Origin of the sequence: Sphingobacterium sp. ML3W, assembly GCF_000747525.1 — a bacterium.
Taxonomy (GTDB): domain Bacteria; phylum Bacteroidota; class Bacteroidia; order Sphingobacteriales; family Sphingobacteriaceae; genus Sphingobacterium.
In genome coordinates, this window is record NZ_CP009278.1 from 4317487 (window position 1) to 4336054 (window position 18568).

Sequence of the window (18568 nt, forward strand, 5' to 3'; positions counted from 1 at the left end):
CAGGCTCTTTTTTATAATCAACCAATATTATAATTAGATTTTTATTTATGCTTAACAATTTGAAGACTATACCTTTTATCAATATCGTTACTCGACTTTAATCCAGAAGCATAAATAGTATATATTTCCTTCTCTTCAGGTCTGAAATCGGCTAGAAGTTCAGACATACCTACACCATTTACTTTTAGTTTATATACTTCAGAAATCGCGATTTCCTTAAAATTATCCAAGTCCTTATAAGCCTTGTCTTTCACGGATAAACTATCTGTATCGTTGAAGGTAAGCGTCAATTTAGGAGCTTCAGAACTCAAATTCATGAATCTAAATTTAGCAAACCCACTTCTTAAGGTTCCAAAATCATCCTCAGTAGTCAAAATTTCAATTTTATCCTTTCCAATCACATAGAGGCTGTAATATTTCCCAGGTGTTAGATCTATTTTTTGGCTCACTAACGCTGAATCGCCAACAGTAGCATTCGGATCAAATACACGAACCAACCTACTACCAGGATAAGCGTTTTTATAATTCAAAACTCGATTGTAAGAAAAAACTCCCTCCCAATTATTGTTCAATTTATTTTGATCTAATCCAATATCCAATCCAGTAGAACCAGGAACAACATTCACGGCAGACACAGCTGATATTTCTCTATAAGAGTAATCATCATCCAGTTTATTACATGAATTTAGAGCCAGCATAAAAACTATTATACCAAATCCAAAAAATAATGCTTTTTTCATCTTCATTTTTATTATTTTGAATAAAATTCAACGATCGTCTACATAAAAGACGTATGTTATAAATAAAATGCTACAACAAAAAATAAAAGGTTTGTAACACAATTAAATTTCCTTCTAAATACTTAAGTTTGTATGAAGGATAACTGTAAAATATTCATGTCAAATAAAGGAAATACATTTAGACCATCTAGCGCTAATACATCATTTAAGAGGATTTCTAAAAAAGAAACCCCCAAAAATAAGAAAGTTGAAAATAAAGAGGAAGTTCCAGCTAGAGACTTAACAGAATTGCAGCAAAAAATAATTAAAATTTTTGGTGCATTTCTCATATTATGTGCTATTCTGTTAGGAGTTGCTTTTGTTTCTTATCTGTTTACTTGGTCTGAAGACCAGAGTTATATTGCCACAAATAACGGTGGTTGGGGCACGGTACTCTATACAGCAGAAGAAATCGATAATCCAGATGTAGAATTACCCGTTGTACATAACAGCTTAGGAAAGTATGGTGCTTTATTCGCAAATCAATTTATTTATAACTGGTTCGGAATAGCATCGTTTTTATTTGTATTGGTTTTCTTTGTCATTGGCTATAAATTATTGTATAAAAAATCAATACTCCCTGTTTACAGAACCATTATTTATTCCTTCATTGCCATTGTTTTCATATCGCTCACATTAGGGTTTTTGCATAGCTTCATTGATAAAGTACCACATATTCTAGAAGGAAAATTTGGGTTTTGGACAAACAAATTACTTGAAGCACAAATAGGTACGGTAGGTGTAGCAGGAATATTGATCTTTGCTTATCTGACAACATTGATATTGGTTTATAATCTAGATTTGAAATTTAGTATTTTCGATTCTCGTAAAAATAAAGAATACGACGAAGACAATATTGATATCGAGGAAGAGGAAGCTATTTATACCAATTCAATTCGTCCATCAGAATCGAATCCATCAGAAACGATTGCTTCAGAACCGATAAGCAATAGAAGAGGGTCGTATAATCCAGCTCCTAGCCTCAATGAAAAATTTCAATCCCACAGAAACAATGATGCTCCACAGAGCGAGGAACCTCTTGCGAATAAAGAGATCATATTACCTGTAACTGAAATAAAACCAGAAAACAAAATTGTTATTCCATTTGAAATCGAGGCTCCTGCAGCAAATAAACAAGAGACCTCCCCTATCGAAGAGAACAGCATTTCATTTACTGTTGATCAACCAGTTGAGCTAGATCCCATCATTGAAGAAGTAATAGATGCTAGTCATGAACTGGAAGTAGAATCACTCAAAGAAGAGAAGACGATAACGGCAAATGATCTTGTAGCACAATTTGGTCAATATGACCCTAAATTAGATTTGCCAGGATACCAGCACCCAACTTTAGATCTATTGAGAGATTATGGTTCTGGAAAGATTACCATAAACCAACAAGAGCTAGAAGCGAATAAAAATAAAATCGTCGATACCTTAAGAAATTATAACATCGAGATTGAACATATCAAGGCGACGATAGGTCCAACTGTCACCTTATATGAAATCATTCCTAAACCCGGTGTTCGTATTTCAAAAATTAAAAATCTGGAAGATGACATTGCCTTAAGTTTAGCAGCACTTGGTATCCGTATCATTGCACCAATGCCTGGTAAAGGAACCATTGGTATTGAGGTGCCAAATAGCAGCCCAGAAATGGTATCCATGAAATCTGTTATTGCAACGGAAAAATTCCAAAAAACAGATATGGATTTACCTATTGCATTAGGAAAGACCATTTCCAACGAAGTCTATATTGCCGATTTAGCAAAAATGCCACACTTACTTGTAGCTGGAGCTACTGGGCAGGGTAAATCCGTCGGTATCAACGCAATTTTAACATCTTTACTTTATAAAAAACATCCAGCAGAATTAAAGTTCGTATTGGTCGATCCAAAAAAAGTAGAGCTTTCTCTATTCAAAAAAGTAGAGCGACACTTCTTAGCAAAATTACCAGGAGAAGAAGATGCTATTATTACAGATACAAAGAAGGTTATCAACACGTTAAACTCACTTTGTATTGAAATGGATCAACGTTATGACCTGTTAAAAAATGGGCAAGTACGTAATTTAAAAGAATATAATGCAAAATTTGTCAATCGCAGATTAAACCCTGAGGAGGGTCATCGATTCTTACCCTTTATAGTTCTTATAGTAGATGAGTTTGCCGACTTGATGATGACGGCTGGTAAAGAAGTAGAAACGCCCATTGCACGTTTAGCGCAGCTAGCCCGTGCCGTTGGTATCCACTTAGTAATTGCCACCCAACGTCCTTCAGTTAATATCATTACAGGTACGATTAAGGCGAATTTCCCAGCACGTTTGGCATTCCGCGTATTATCCAAAGTAGATTCACGAACTATTTTGGATTCCGGTGGTGCAGATCAGTTGATCGGACGAGGAGATATGCTGCTATCAACGGGTAGTGATTTAATTCGTATTCAGTGTGCATTCGTAGACACGCCAGAAGTAGAGACGATTTCGGACTTTATAGGAGGCCAACGTGGATATCCGTCGGCGTTTATGTTACCTGAATATGTTGATGAAAGTGGTGATGGCTCAGGTTCAACAGATTTTGATTTCACGGACAGAGATCAATTATTCGAAGAAGCAGCACGCATGATCGTCATGCATCAACAAGGGTCGACCTCACTTATCCAACGTAAATTAAAGTTGGGCTACAATAGAGCTGGAAGAATAATTGATCAGTTGGAAGCTGCCGGAATTGTCGGACCTTTTGAAGGTAGCAAAGCCCGTGAAGTGCTCTATCCTGATGAATATTCTTTAGAACAGTTTTTAGAAACATTAAGGAAGAATTAAAAATGAAAAAAACAAAAGCTATTTTACTAAGTCTAATAGCCTTAGTATGTACAATTCCAGCAATTGCACAACAAGATGCAGCCGCACAAAAGCTATTAGCAGAAGTCAGTAAAAAGTATGACAGTTATCAAACGATACAAGCCTCATTCTCTTTTTCGGTGGTTCAAGCGGCAAACAAAAATGGTTATTCGGACGCAGGTACACTTTATTTAGATAAAAAGAACAATAGGTACCACATTTCAATGAAAAATCAAGAGTTGATTTCAGATGCAAAGAGTCTCTATACGATCTTAAAAGATGAAAAAGAGGTTCAGATCGCTGAAATAGAAAACAGCAATGATGCAATTGACCCCAGTAATATCTTTAGTTTTTATAAAACTGGATTCAAGTACAGGTTAATTGCAAATGAAAAATCTGGTACAACACTTTTAAACGTAGTCGAATTGACAGCACTAGATACTAAAAAGAATTATTCTAAGATCAAGCTTCGCATCAACAGTTCTACAAAACTTATTCATGATGCGACCATCTATGATAAAAATGGAGGGCAATATAACTATACCATAAAAAGTCAAAATCCAAATAAAACGTTGGACAATACTTTATTTACTTTTAACAAAGGAAAATACAGTGGATATGAAATCGTCGACTTAAGGTAAAAAATAGTGTATAAAAAATAAAGGGCTTGAATAAATTCAAGCCCTTTATTTTTTATAACAAGTTTTCCTTCTGATCATCTAAATCAGCTCGGTTAGCATACCGAGTATAGCCATGCTTTTGAGGGTTTTCAATAATTTCTTTCATAGAAATCAACTTGTAGACGTAAGCACCGGTTTCATTATTCAATTTCAAATCGTAATAACTATCCTCCTTCTGACGTCTGATAGAACCTCTAAGACTACCACCACCGACATTGTAAGCAGCTGCAACAAGTGTCCAGTTTCCAAACTGTTTGTATAGTGATTTAATGTACTTAGCTGCCGCATGAGTAGACTTAACTAAATCTCGTCTCTCATCAACACTTCCATTTACTTTCAATCCATAAAGTCTGGCAGTAGCAGGCATAAACTGCCAATAACCACCAGCTCCCTTAGATGAAACAACTCCACGGTCCAGTCCACTCTCAACAAGCGGAACGTACTTAAAGTCGTCAGGAATGCCATAGGATGCTAAAATCTTTTCAATCTGCGGCAGATGAGTCGCTGCTTTTTTATGAAGACTGTAAGAGCCTCTCTTACTGAAAGAGAAGTTTTTAAAATATCGCAACAATTTACTTTCAACATGTGGCCGATTAATCGGCAATGTATCATTCGCAAATGTTAATGAACTTAAATAATGATCATAGTTATCATTATCTGCATTCTTTTCCTTTTCATCTTCCTCATGAGCAAGATTACTTGGCGCTATCATAGCAATGATCTTATCATCACCTGTAGCAATTGTGTTTGGGTTTGAGTACAATTTTGACAACACTAACGCCGACAAAATCAGACTACAACATAATACTTTTTTTCTAAACATTCACTCCCTTAATGCTACCCTATCCACGATAAAATCGATCAAAAAATAGCTTGGTACAAATTCAAGGCTACAAAGATAAATACTATTTACTTAAAAAACAAACACTTACCATTTTCAAGCTTTAAAGCAGTTTGAACCTTGATTATTTTGTAACATTTCATCCACAAAATAAAATAAATGGATTTAAACCTAAAAAAAAAGAATATTATAACTAACTTTGCCGTTCACATTATTTTATAGTAATAAGATGCCATTCAGCAATAACAGGAACAGTCGTGATGACAAGTCCAAAAACTCAAGAAGTACCTCAGAAAACTTCAAACCAAGAGGCGATCGTTCAAAGGATGATAGATCCTCTAATTTCAAAGAAAGTAAAAGACCGAGAAGTACACCATTCGGCACTAAAGATAACGCAGACAGACCATATAATAACGACAGAAAATCTTTTGGAGGTGATAGACCTTTCAAAAAATTTGATGGCGATAACACCGATAGAAAAAGAAGTTTCGACAAACCTTTCAATAAAGACGGTAAATCTTTTGGCGGCGACAGACCTTTCAAAAAGTTTGATGGCGCTAACTCCGACAGAAAAAGAAGTTTCGACAAACCTTTCAGTAAAGACGGTAAATCTTTTGGTAGCGACAGACCTTTCAACAAGTTTGATGGCGCTAACTCCGACAGAAAAAGAAGTTTCGACAAACCTTTCAATAAGGAAGGTAAATCTTTTGGCGGTGACAGACCTTTCAATAAATTTGACGGTGCTAATTCCGATAGAAAAAGATCATTCGATAAACCTTTCAATAAAGAAGGTAGAACTTTTGGCGACAAACCTTTCAATAAAGAAGGCAGAACTTTTGGCGACAAACCTTTCAACAAAGAAGGTAGAGCTTATGGTGACAAACCTTTCAATAAAGAAGGTAGAACTTTTGGCGACAAACCTTTCAATAAAGAAGGTAGAACTTTTGGCGACAAACCTTTCAATAAAGAAGGTAGAGCTTATGGCGACAAACCTTTCAAAAAGTTTGACGGCGATAACTCCGATAGAAAAAGAACATTCGACAAACCTTTTAACAAAGAAGGTAGAGCTTTTGGTGATAGACCAGATAAAGAAGATAGAACTTTTCAAAAAACTGAAGGAGAGCAAACAGATTTTAAACGTTCTACAAGAGATAAATCAGATAGACTATATAAATCTTCACATAAAAAATTCAGTACTGAAGAGGAGCGTAAAGAAGGTGCTACGGAGAGAAATTTCACGGAAAGACCTAAACGTACTAAATCTTCAGCGAAAGATGACGGCACAATTCGTTTGAATCGCTACATCGCTAACTCAGGAGTATGTTCTAGAAGAAAAGCAGATGAATTAATCGCAGCAGGTGTTGTTAGCGTTAATGGCGAATTCGTTACTGAATTAGGAACGAAAGTTGATCCAGCTAAAGACGACATCAAGTATAATGGTGAGCGTTTGAAACGTGAAAAAATGGTTTATGTTTTATTAAACAAACCTAAAGATTATATTACGACAACAGACGATCCACAAGAACGTCATACTGTAATGGAATTGGTTTCAAAAGCAACAAAAGAACGTATCTACCCTGTAGGTCGACTTGACAGAAACACCACTGGACTATTATTGATGACCAATGATGGTAATTTAGCTGAAAAGCTATCGCACCCTCGTAATAATATTAGCAAAATCTATAACGTTGAACTAAGTAAAAACTTAACTCAAGGTGATTTTAATAAAATTGTTTTCGGTCTTGAATTAGAAGATGGTTTTGTAAAACCAGATGATTTAAGCTACGTAACAGGTGGAACCAAACGCGAAATAGGTATTCAGATTCACAGTGGTAAAAATCGTATCGTTAGACGTATTTTCGAATCTTTGGGTTACGAAGTAATCAAACTAGACCGTGTTGTATATGCTAATTTGACTAAAAAGGATTTACCTAGAGGTCGTTGGAGATACATCGAAGAACGTGAACTAGTTCAATTGAAGCATTTAATTTAATATTAACTCCTTTATATAAAAAGCAGCTTCACAGCTGCTTTTTTGTTATACTCAATTTTTAAATTAGAATATATTACATAATTTAGCAAAAACAAAATAGAACATGACTGATCCAAAAACATTAACATCCGTAGCTGAATTTCATAAAGTTTTCCAACATCCTATATTAGAAAAGCCTACAATACCCAATGAAAAAAGAAGTGCTTTACGGGTATCTTTGATTGCAGAAGAATTGAAAGAATTGGAAGAAGCTATTCAGAATAATGATCTTGTAGAAGTAGCTGATGCTTTATGTGATATACAATATGTACTAGCAGGTGCCGTTCTGGAATTTGGACTAAAAGACAAATTTAATGAATTATTTGAGGAGGTTCAACGCTCAAATATGAGCAAAGCATGCCAATCCATAGCAGAAGCAGAAGCGACTATCCAACACTATAAGGATACCAAAGATGTAGATAGCTATTATAAAGAAGTAGACGGGCTATTTTTAGTATTCAGAACAGAAGATAATAAAACGTTAAAATCGATTAATTATTCTCCAGCAGATTTAAAAACAATCATAGAAAAATAGAAAAAGGGTTGCTATATATAGCAACCCTTTTTCTATTTTTCTATCCAATATATTTAGAGCCCTGTATCGCTTCTTTTCGTTCTAACATCTTATCAATATAGGTCTGAATGGCAGATTTTTTCATTCCCCAATTTGGCGCAATCAATAAATCTTGATCTGCTAAGCCAAATAAACGTTGAATAACAATATCCGGACGCAATAATGGAATAAATTCAGCCAGAAAATCACTATACTCTTCTATGGAAAATACATGAAAAGGCTCTCGCTTATATTGTACTCCCATTATAGATCCCTCTACAATATGTAAGTGATGTAACTTTACAAATTTGATCTGAGGATGCTTATTAATTTCATCCGCATACTTCAACATCATTTCTTTAGATTCCCAGGGAAAGCCAAAAATAGTATGTACACAAATCTCTAACGGACTATTTTCCACCAACTTTAAAGCAGTTTGCAATTCTTCATGCGAACAACCCCGATTGATCCTATTTAAAGTATCATCATAAATTGACTCCATACCCATTTCTAGGTCAACATCATATCGATCACAGTAACTTTCCAATAAAGCGACTTTCTCAAAATCAATACAATCAGGACGCGTACCTACAGACAAACCAACAGTGTCTTCAGGACAGACCGCTAACGCTTCATCATACATGGCCTTAAGAAAATGCGCCGGCGCATAGGTATTGGTATTTGGTTGAAAATAAATTATAAATTTATCCGCACGATATCCCTCCCTAGCTCTTTTAATACCTTCTTCTACTTGCTCACGAATTGTTGGCATTTTCCGAGCCGATTCAGGCGTAAATGAATCTACATTACAATATGAACAGCCCCCATAACCTTTACTTCCATCACGATTTGGACAAGTAAAATTGCCATCTACAATGACTTTATATACACGTTGACCATTATATTTCTTCTTCAAATAAGAACCATAATGATTATATGGCTTTTGTCCTATATCTAATAATGTACTCATAAATACAAAGATAGAAAGATTTCATAGCATTTAATTATTTCAATTATATAATATACGAAGTCTAAAGAGATTCTTTTGACAATTTAGTATCTTTATCAGTTATACTAGGAAAGCTATGAAAAAATTAACTCTTAAAGATATTGCAAAAGCGCTAAATTTATCAGTCCCTACCATTTCCAAAGCCCTTTCCGACAGTCATGAAATCAATAAGGATACAAAAGAAAAAATTGTAGCATATGCACAACAGCATAACTACCAACACAATGCTTTAGCAAGAAGTTTGAAAACTGGAAAAACAAATATCATCGGGGTAATTGTATCTACAATCAGTAATTCATTTTTTTCGGAGATCCTTGAAGGAATTGAAGAATCATCGCTTTTTCAGCACTACAATATCATTATTATGCAAAGCAGAGAAAGTCCCGACATCGAGAAGAAATGCATTGATATATTGTATTCAAAAGGTGTAGATGGCATATTGATTTCACCAGTATCCCACGATGCCAATTTAACCTACTTACAACAACTGCACAACTCCAGCTGCCCTATTGTGATATTTGACCGTATCAACTATGGTCTAGATACCTTTAAAATAGGCATAGACAATAAAAAAGCGGCAAAAAAAGCAACAGAAGAGCTCATCTCCAGAAATTACCGTAATATCCTACACATCACAGGACTGTCCAACGGGGTAACGAATGAAAGACTGGCGGGTTTTCAAGATGCCTTAAAAATCAATAAAATCACTTTTCAAGAAAGTAACCTTTTAAGATGCGACCTATCACATATACAAGTTGTAGAAGATGAAATATTAAATAAATTAGATGAATTAAAAAATCAACATAAAAGCCCCGATGCAATTTTTACCGCGACCGACTTGCTTACAAATCGTACAATAGGTCTATTAGCCCAACAAAAGATTAAAATTCCTGAGGAAATTGCCCTGATTGGCTTTTCAAACACCAATTATGCATTTTCATTCAATCCTCCCCTTACCTGCATTTCTCAACCAGCTAAAAAAATAGGAAAACTTGCTTTTGAGAAAATGATTGAAATTTTAGAATTCCGCCTTAAGAAAAGAGAAGTTGTTTATGAAACGATAACGCTAGATGCTGACATTATTATTAGAGAATCAATCTAAAATATTCCTGCATATTCATGAGAAGAGAATACAGTAAAATAAATTATAATAAGGGAATATAGCTATTCCCTTATCCTTAATGTCTACCACGATGCTTATCGTATTTACGATGCTTTTGGTGTCCCTTTTTATAATGTTTATTATGCCCTTTCTTATAGTGCCCATGTTTATGGCCTTGTTGATTCCTGTGTCCATGACCTTCGTAATATCCAACACAAGAGCTAGCCGATAACAATAACATTAATCCTCCCAAAAAAATTGCGAACTTTGCCTTCATAACTAAAATATACTTTGGTAACTATAGCCAAATACTATACCAAAGTATAGCTAAAGTAGAAAAGACAGTTCAACATTAATGTAAGACACTCGCTATAAAGTAGTTTATGCAACATATAAATTTCACACAAACCAATACAAAATAATTATAGCCTATCTAATGTATCTCAGAATGAGAAATTCACTTACTGATTATATACCGTATGTTTAAACAGACGATACTTTCAGCAATAAATATCCGACAACATGTAATAATAAATTATAGCTACGAAAAGGCTTACAGATTCGCTGAACTAGCACGAACACTAATATATATACCAATACCATTCAAAATAAGCTTAGATGAACAAAAATGCTATTGTTGGAGAACTTGATCAGCTATATCATCCTGATATGTTACTATAGCAGCATACAAATCGTTCTTCAACTTTCTTTCCTGAATCCCCATGATCATGAAGGGCTTAGGTGTTATTTAATTCCTCAGGATCATTTTCCAACTTATAAAGCTCCGCAAAATCTTCTATACAGTCAATGTTTGGAGTTTTTGCTAACTTATTAGCCTAATTTCCAATTACCTGATTGGTATCGTCAGCAGATAAAATAAAATTATGCTAGGCTTATTATCCTTTATCCCTGAAAAAGCATTAGAAAAGGATAAAAAACAGGTAATAGTAGTAGAATAAATAGGTTTCAACAGCATCACATAGAGCCAGAGATAATCGCTAATATGCAAGGACTTCAGTATAAGAAATGGTACCGACCTAATTTCCAGTCCATTGCAGTGTTTTGAGGCAAGGCCATCGGTTGCTGGGTGATGTCCGGTCCAGCGGTGCTGTCCCCCAGAAAATACGGAACACAAAAAAGCCCTTGCTGTACTGCAAGGGCTTCTGTATAAAAAAAGGCACCGACCTACTCTCCCACCTGTTACGGCAATACCATCGGCTCTGGCGGGCTTGACTTCTCTGTTCGGAATGGGAAGAGGTAGACACCGCCGATATAGGCACCTAAAATAAGGTTATCAGAATATAGCAACAATATCCTTAACGGATAAAAGTCACCATCTGATCTATAGACAATTGAAAGAAAAACTAAAAGAGGAAGACAACAGTGTCTGCGTTGCTTGAGAAAGCTTCGGGTGATTAGTATTGCTCAGCTATGGTATCTCTACCTTTACACCTGCAACCTATCGACGTAGTAGTCTTCTACGGCCCTATAAGGAAGTCTCATCTCGTGGCTAGTTTCGCACTTAGATGCTTTCAGCGCTTATCTATTCCCGACGTAGCTACCCAGCCGTACACCTGGCGGCATAACTGGTTTACCAGCGGTCAGTCCATCCCGGTCCTCTCGTACTAAGGACAGATCCACTCAAACTTCCAACGCCCACAACAGATAGGGACCGAACTGTCTCGCGACGTTCTGAACCCAGCTCGCGTGCCACTTTAATGGGCGAACAGCCCAACCCTTGGGACCTTCTCCAGCCCCAGGATGTGACGAGCCGACATCGAGGTGCCAAACCTCCCCGTCGATATGAGCTCTTGGGGGAGATCAGCCTGTTATCCCCAGCGTACCTTTTATCCTTTGAGCGATGGCCCTTCCATACAGAACCACCGGATCACTATGTCCGTCTTTCGACCCTGTTCGACTTGTTGGTCTCACAGTCAAGCAAGCTTATGCCATTGCACTCCTCGTACGGTTACCAAGCGTACTGAGCTTACCTTTGAAAGCCTCCGTTACCTTTTTGGAGGCGACCACCCCAGTCAAACTACCCACCAAACAATGTCCTCGATATAACCGAGTTAGAAACCGGATACAGAAAGGGCGGTATTTCAAGGTTGATTCCATGACTCCTAGCGAAGCCACTTCAACATCTCCCGCCTATCCTACACATCCTGTACCCAATTCCAATGTTAAGCTATAGTGAAGGTGCATGGGGTCTTTCCGTCCCGTTGCGGGTAATCGGCGTCTTCACCGATACCACAATTTCACCGAGCTCATGGCTGAGACAGCGCCCAGATCGTTACACCATTCGTGCAGGTCGGAACTTACCCGACAAGGAATTTCGCTACCTTAGGACCGTTATAGTTACGGCCGCCGTTTACTGGGGCTTCGATTCAATGCTTCTCTTACGATGACATCCCCTCTTAACCTTCCAGCACCGGGCAGGTGTCAGGCCTTATACTTCATCTTTCGATTTTGCAAAGCCATATGTTTTTGTTAAACAGTCGCCTGGGCCTTTTCACTGCGGCTTCTCCATTGCTGGAGGAAGCGCCCCTTCTCCCGAAGTTACAGGGCCATTTTGCCGAGTTCCTTAGCCATGATTCACTCGAGCACCTTAGGATTCTCTCCTCGACTACCTGTGTCGGTTTACGGTACGGGTTTTTATAACCTGAAGCTTAGCGGGTTTTCTTGGAAGTCTGTTTACCTGCTCTATCAACGCCGCCGAAGCTTTGCTGTACTATTGGGTTTCAGCAGGGTCGGCGGATTTGCCTACCGTCCCTATACCTACGCCTTTCAACGAACTATTCCGTCAGTTCGCGGCAGTGTCACTACTCCGTCACCACATCGCAGTTATAAAAAGTACTGGAATATTGACCAGTTGTCCATCGGCTTACTCCCTTCGGATGCGCCTTAGGCCCCGACTAACCCTGATCCGATTAGCGTTGATCAGGAAACCTTAGTCTTTCGGTGGGCGGGTTTCTCACCCGCCTTATCGTTACTTATGCCTACATTTGCTTTTCTATACACTCCACGACCCATTACCAGATCGCTTCACCGTAAATAGAATGCTCCCCTACCAGATGTATCTAATGATACAAATCCATAGCTTCGGTAATACACTTGATGCCCGTTTATTATCCACGCCCGGCCGCTCGACTAGTGAGCTGTTACGCACTCTTTAAATGAATGGCTGCTTCCAAGCCAACATCCTAGCTGTCTAGGCAACCGGACCTCGTTAGTTCAACTTAGCGTATATTTAGGGACCTTAGCTGATGGTCTGGGTTCTTTCCCTCTCGGCCTTGGACCTTAGCACCCAAAGCCTCACTGCCGGCCATATCTTATAGCATTCGGAGTTCGTCTGGATTTGGTAGGATTTGACTCCCCCGCACCCAATCGGTAGCTCTACCTCTATAAGACTCTATGCCGACGCTGTTCCTAAAAACATTTCGGGGAGTACGAGCTATTTCCCAGTTTGATTAGCCTTTCACCCCTACCCTCAGGTCATCCGAAAACTTTTCAACGTTTATCGGTTCGGTCCTCCATTACATGTTACTGCAACTTCAACCTGCCCAAGGGTAGATCACAAGGTTTCGCGTCTACCTCATCTGACTATGCGCCCTATTAAGACTCGCTTTCGCTTCGGCTGCGTGGCTGAACCACTTAACCTTGCCAGACAAGAGTAACTCGTAGGCTCATTATGCAAAAGGCACGCCGTCACTGCACCTGGCAGCTCCGACCGCTTGTAAGCACACGGTTTCAGGTTCTTTTCACTCCTCTGTTCGAGGTTCTTTTCACCTTTCCCTCACGGTACTAGTTCACTATCGGTCTCTCAGGAGTATTTAGCCTTATCAGATGGTGCTGACAGATTCCCACAGGGCGTCTCCGACCCCGCGGTACTCAGGGTACTGCTAGGCTAGCATTCTATACGTGTACCGGGCTATCACCGTCTATAGCTGGGCTTCCCATCCCATTCCACTTCTGTTTGCTAATGCCACATCGCAGCCCTACAACCCCACTGATGCCGTAACATCAATGGTTTGGGCTCTTTCCCGTTCGCTCGCCACTACTTGGGAAATCATTATTATTTTCTTCTCCTACGCCTACTTAGATGTTTCAGTTCAGCGCGTTCGCGTATTATACAACATACCTTCAGTATGCTAGGTTGCCCCATTCGGAAATCTTCGGATCGAACTCACATTTGCTAATCCCCGAAGCTTATCGCAGCTTATCACGTCCTTCATCGCCTCTGAGAGCCTAGGCATCCCCCGTGTGCCCTTATTTACTTTCTTCACCTCATAGCCCTTTTGCTACTATGGGTTGCTTTTTGATATATATAACCATGATGCTACGCATTAATCCGTTCGGCCTTGACCGAGGGTCTTCATAATACATCGAACACATCACAGTATTGTCTCTACTGTTGTCTTCTCTTGTAATTTTTTTCTTTCAATATGTCAAAGAACTCTTTGTCGCCCTTATCATGAACACAATATCTTGGTGTTCGGGCAGACCTGTGGAGAATATCGGAGTCGAACCGATGACCCCCTGCGTGCAAGGCAGGTGCTCTAGCCAGCTGAGCTAATTCCCCGTATCGTTTTATGGTAGTCCCGAGCAGATTTGAACTGCTGACCCCTACATTATCAGTGTAGTGCTCTAACCAACTGAGCTACGGGACTAGCTTATCATTCTCTCTCTGGACCATCCTACAGGGATGGGCACATTTCTTCAAATGTTTCTTTTTGTTTCTAAAATATAAATCATGTGTATACGTAACGAGCTTCAATCTTGAATGCTCTAGAAAGGAGGTATTCCAGCCGCACCTTCCGGTACGGCTACCTTGTTACGACTTAGCCCCAATTATCGGTTTTACCCTAACACGCTCCTTGCGGTTACATGCTTTAGGTACCCCCAACTTTCATGGCTTGACGGGCGGTGTGTACAAGGCCCGGGAACGTATTCACCGCGTCATTGCTGATACGCGATTACTAGCGAATCCAACTTCATGAGGTCGAGTTGCAGACCTCAATCCGAACTGTGAATGGCTTTTAGAGATTAGCATCATATTGCTATGTAGCTGCCCGCTGTACCATCCATTGTAGCACGTGTGTAGCCCCGGACGTAAGGGCCATGATGACTTGACGTCGTCCCCACCTTCCTCACTGTTTGCACAGGCAGTCTGTTTAGAGTCCCCGACATAACTCGCTGGCAACTAAACATAGGGGTTGCGCTCGTTGCGGGACTTAACCCAACACCTCACGGCACGAGCTGACGACAGCCATGCAGCACCTAGTTTCGTGTCCCGAAGGACTGATCCGTCTCTGGATCATTCACTAACTTTCAAGCCCGGGTAAGGTTCCTCGCGTATCATCGAATTAAACCACATGCTCCTCCGCTTGTGCGGGCCCCCGTCAATTCCTTTGAGTTTCAATCTTGCGACCGTACTCCCCAGGTGGATAACTTAACGCTTTCGCTTGGACGCTTACTGTGTATCGCAAACATCGAGTTATCATCGTTTAGGGCGTGGACTACCAGGGTATCTAATCCTGTTTGATCCCCACGCTTTCGTGCATCAGCGTCAATGCTAACTTAGTGAGCTGCCTTCGCAATCGGAGTTCTAAGACATATCTATGCATTTCACCGCTACTTGTCTTATTCCGCCCACTTCAAATAGATTCAAGTCCTACAGTATCAAAGGCACTGCGACAGTTAAGCTGCCGTCTTTCACCACTGACTTATAGGACCGCCTACGCACCCTTTAAACCCAATAAATCCGGATAACGCTTGGATCCTCCGTATTACCGCGGCTGCTGGCACGGAGTTAGCCGATCCTTATTCTTCAGGTACATTCAGCTACTTACACGTAAGTAGGTTTATTCCCTGACAAAAGCAGTTTACAACCCATAGGGCAGTCATCCTGCACGCGGCATGGCTGGTTCAGAGTTGCCTCCATTGACCAATATTCCTTACTGCTGCCTCCCGTAGGAGTCTGGTCCGTGTCTCAGTACCAGTGTGGGGGATTCTCCTCTCAGAGCCCCTAGACATCGTAGCCTTGGTGAGCCGTTACCTCTCCAACTAGCTAATGTCACGCGAGCCCATCCATATCCTATGAATATTTGATCATCGAGTGATGCCACTCAATGATGTTATGCGGTGTTAATCTCTCTTTCGAGAGGCTATCCCCCAGATATGGGTAGGTTGCTCACGCGTTACGCACCCGTGCGCCACTCTCATCGGTTCGTAGCAAGCTACTCCCCGAATCCCGTCCGACTTGCATGTATTAGGCCTGCCGCTAGCGTTCATCCTGAGCCAGGATCAAACTCTCCATTGTAAAATGAAGTGTAAGATCAAGACTATTTATAATAAATAGAATTGTCTTGTATTTTATTTCTAATTCTAAAATTGAACAGGTTGATTTTTTTTAACTTTCGTCGTTTCTCAACACTACTCGTTACGTTACATGATTATATTTTTAAAGAACTTTTTCCGCTTCCGCATCTCGCTTCGGCTATATGATGTCGGCATTGCGCCGTTATCGATCTTGTTTTGATTCCCTTCGTTTCCGTTGGGACTGCAAAGGTAGAGATCTTTTTGGTATATCCAAAATAAATGTGAAAATTTATTTTTGGAGACCTTTTCGATTTCTGCGTCTAAATAACATAGACCCTCTTTTTTTCATTGTCAGCCCTTTCGGACCGACCGTTCCTCCCTTGCGGAGTGGTGCAAAGATAGACCATTTTTATATTCACTTCCAAACGTTTTCTTACTTATTTATTGAGAAAGGAGGTAACTTGCTGTATCATTGGATGATTTATTTCTGAAAGAGCCGAACAGAGGGCTCGATATCGACCAAAAAGCAGGTGCTATGGCCGATCGCTCCTTTATCATGGCCGATCGCATGCTTCTTATTACAGCGCTATAGATTAAGTGTGGATGATTATCAATCGACTGGAATAGCAGATTGCTCCTATACATCGCATATAGTATCTAATTATTGCACCTCTATAAAAAGTGGGGATGGCTATCAATAGACCAGGATCGTCAATCTCTTCTTATACATAGCATATAGTAAACGCATATTGTACCGCTATAGATAAGCATGGACACAACAGCAGATATTCAATATGCAGATCCTACTTGGATTATAACCTAAGTAGTATGAACTAGGTACCAACTTCGGTATTAAAATAGGTGTAGATTAGATATAGCTTGGTGTTAGTAGGGGGTTAATAGAGATATACCCCTATTAACCCTCTACTACCCCCCTATAATCCCACTCTTAATACACTATTAAATATGAAGTTGGTACTAATTTGATATCAACTTATTAATAAGCTGATTTCCGAACCTTAATAATCACCTAAAGGATTTCAATTGCCATGAATATAGACACCATAATAAACGCTTTCATAAATGAATAAATAAACCATCCACTACTTATAGCTCATAGCGACATGAAAGTATTCAGAAGAAAAACGGATGAAGTGTATTCAGTAAAGAGGTATAGGATAAACAATACGAGTTTAGTATAGAACCTAATCAAAAGATATACGCAGATGATTCTTACGATATATGACTAGTTACACTAACACTAGAAAAGGTCATCTCTTTCGAAATGACCTTTTCTAAATATTTTATAATAACTAAAACCATCCATATGGTTTCTTATTTTTTGAAAACCCAAAAACGTTGGAGAGTATAATTAAAACCTAAAGAAACAACAATCTCCACAATAACCTTGCACAATAAGGGGTGCAAGTGCCACTGATCATCCAGCAAATAAATACCAGATGATTTCAAAATAATACTTCCTGCAACAACGATAACAAACTTAGAAAGTTGCTTGCCTAACGGAGTAGATGTGTTATTAAAAGACCAATAACGATTAATAACGAAATTAACAATGGCTCCTAAAGAGCCACTGATAACATTTGAGAACGCTGGTGAAAAACTCAGCAGCTTATAACAAACTGTATAAATTCCAAAATCTGAAAGACCACCTACAAAAGCTGATAACTGTGCCCTAAAGAATTCTTTGAGTTTTGCATTCATACCTTATAAATTTTCAGATTCTTTTCCCTTCTTCTCTTCAGCGTCTCTGATATCACCAAAATCCAATAATTTTTTCGTGTCTATGGTATTGATAATAAAAAGAATCGCACAGATTGCCATAACCAAATAATGGATAGTTCCTACAAAGAATACCTCGATGAGCAATACCGCACAGATGATGACTCGGATTTCGGTCGGTCCGACTATACCAGCATCAATAGTATACTTATCCGTAACCTTGTAGCGCAATAAAGATAAAATCATGGCCCAACCGTACAAAGCCACTAAAACAAAGCCTGTTAGCTCAAAATTACCCTTTGCATAAAAAACGTAGCCCAGTCCAATCATGACCGTACTGATCCAATCCATTACAATATCCAAAGAAAAGCCATACCATTTACGAGATTTATCCCTATAGTATGCAATACGCCCGTCAAGTGAATCACCAAACCATTGTACAAAGAACCCGACAATACCCAACAGCAAATATTCAATATGTAAATATTTGGCTAAAATAAAGCTTGCCATAATCATTAAAGACCCAAACAAGCCAATTGCCGTAAGACCATCCGATGAAATCCAGTTTGGTACACGGGGGACCAAATACGAAATAAACTGTTGTTCCGGATTACTCAATATATTTGTTCTTTTTCTATCTTGAAAAAGTTTCTTATTTATTTTTTGACCACTCATC

The 18568-nt window shown here is 39.0% G+C and carries 10 protein-coding genes, 2 tRNA genes and 3 rRNA genes; 5 read left to right on the plus strand and 10 right to left on the minus strand.

Translation table 11 applies throughout. The features are described 5' to 3' along the window. Positions 1 to 41: 41 nt before the first annotated feature. The gene (locus KO02_RS18535) at positions 42 to 740 is read right to left on the minus strand and encodes a DUF4397 domain-containing protein (protein ID WP_158500314.1); all 699 of its coding nucleotides are present in this window, start codon (positions 738 to 740) and stop codon (positions 42 to 44) included. A gap of 156 nt (positions 741 to 896) precedes the next feature. Here KO02_RS18535 and KO02_RS18540 point away from each other — a divergent pair, with 156 nt between their 5' ends. Both KO02_RS18540 and KO02_RS18545 read left to right on the plus strand, forming a co-directional pair. Further along, positions 897 to 3596, plus strand: coding sequence for an FtsK/SpoIIIE family DNA translocase (locus KO02_RS18540; protein ID WP_038700709.1), 2700 nt, complete (start codon positions 897 to 899; stop codon positions 3594 to 3596). Between the two features lie 2 nt (positions 3597 to 3598). Beyond that, positions 3599 to 4255 (plus strand): LolA family protein, encoded by a 657-nt coding sequence (locus KO02_RS18545; RefSeq protein ID WP_038700711.1) that lies wholly within the window; start codon positions 3599 to 3601, stop codon positions 4253 to 4255. Between the two features lie 52 nt (positions 4256 to 4307). On the opposite strand, the gene KO02_RS18550 is transcribed toward KO02_RS18545, so the two are convergent. Then, complete coding sequence (locus tag KO02_RS18550; protein WP_038700713.1) at positions 4308 to 5117, minus strand: lytic transglycosylase domain-containing protein; 810 nt, start codon at positions 5115 to 5117, stop codon at positions 4308 to 4310. Positions 5118 to 5364: 247 nt separating this feature from the next. Here KO02_RS18550 and KO02_RS23380 point away from each other — a divergent pair, with 247 nt between their 5' ends. Both KO02_RS23380 and KO02_RS18560 read left to right on the plus strand, forming a co-directional pair. Then, positions 5365 to 7128, plus strand: a complete 1764-nt coding sequence (locus tag KO02_RS23380) for a pseudouridine synthase (RefSeq protein ID WP_038700715.1) — start codon at positions 5365 to 5367, stop codon at positions 7126 to 7128. A gap of 103 nt (positions 7129 to 7231) precedes the next feature. Further along, on the plus strand, positions 7232 to 7702 hold the full coding sequence (locus KO02_RS18560) for a nucleoside triphosphate pyrophosphohydrolase family protein (protein WP_038700717.1): 471 nt from the start codon (positions 7232 to 7234) through the stop codon (positions 7700 to 7702). 40 nt (positions 7703 to 7742) lie between these two features. On the opposite strand, the gene KO02_RS18565 is transcribed toward KO02_RS18560, so the two are convergent. Continuing rightward, a complete protein-coding gene (locus tag KO02_RS18565; RefSeq protein ID WP_038700719.1) occupies positions 7743 to 8690 on the minus strand; it encodes a TIGR01212 family radical SAM protein in 948 nt (315 codons plus the stop codon). A gap of 115 nt (positions 8691 to 8805) precedes the next feature. On the opposite strand from KO02_RS18565, the gene KO02_RS18570 reads away from it, so the two are divergent. Continuing rightward, positions 8806 to 9831: a LacI family DNA-binding transcriptional regulator gene (locus KO02_RS18570; RefSeq protein ID WP_038700721.1), complete on the plus strand. Its 1026-nt coding sequence runs from the start codon at positions 8806 to 8808 to the stop codon at positions 9829 to 9831. Positions 9832 to 11003: 1172 nt separating this feature from the next. On the opposite strand, the gene rrf is transcribed toward KO02_RS18570, so the two are convergent. The 7 genes from rrf to KO02_RS18610 form a co-directional block, all read right to left on the minus strand. Next, positions 11004 to 11115 (minus strand): 5S ribosomal RNA (rrf, locus tag KO02_RS18580). Positions 11116 to 11227: 112 nt separating this feature from the next. Further along, positions 11228 to 14114: ribosomal RNA gene (locus KO02_RS18585) — 23S ribosomal RNA — on the minus strand. Positions 14115 to 14339: 225 nt separating this feature from the next. Then, positions 14340 to 14413, minus strand: a tRNA-Ala gene (locus KO02_RS18590). A gap of 11 nt (positions 14414 to 14424) precedes the next feature. After that, positions 14425 to 14501, minus strand: a tRNA-Ile gene (locus tag KO02_RS18595). Between the two features lie 122 nt (positions 14502 to 14623). Continuing rightward, a 16S ribosomal RNA gene (locus tag KO02_RS18600) occupies positions 14624 to 16153 on the minus strand. Together the 16S, 23S and 5S rRNA genes with 2 tRNA genes alongside form the textbook arrangement of a ribosomal RNA operon. 1334 nt (positions 16154 to 17487) lie before the next feature. After that, complete coding sequence (locus KO02_RS18605) at positions 17488 to 17874, minus strand: GtrA family protein (protein ID WP_038700725.1); 387 nt, start codon at positions 17872 to 17874, stop codon at positions 17488 to 17490. Between the two features lie 3 nt (positions 17875 to 17877). Beyond that, a complete protein-coding gene (locus tag KO02_RS18610) occupies positions 17878 to 18567 on the minus strand; it encodes a CDP-alcohol phosphatidyltransferase family protein (RefSeq protein WP_038702983.1) in 690 nt (229 codons plus the stop codon). Position 18568 lies beyond the last annotated feature (1 nt).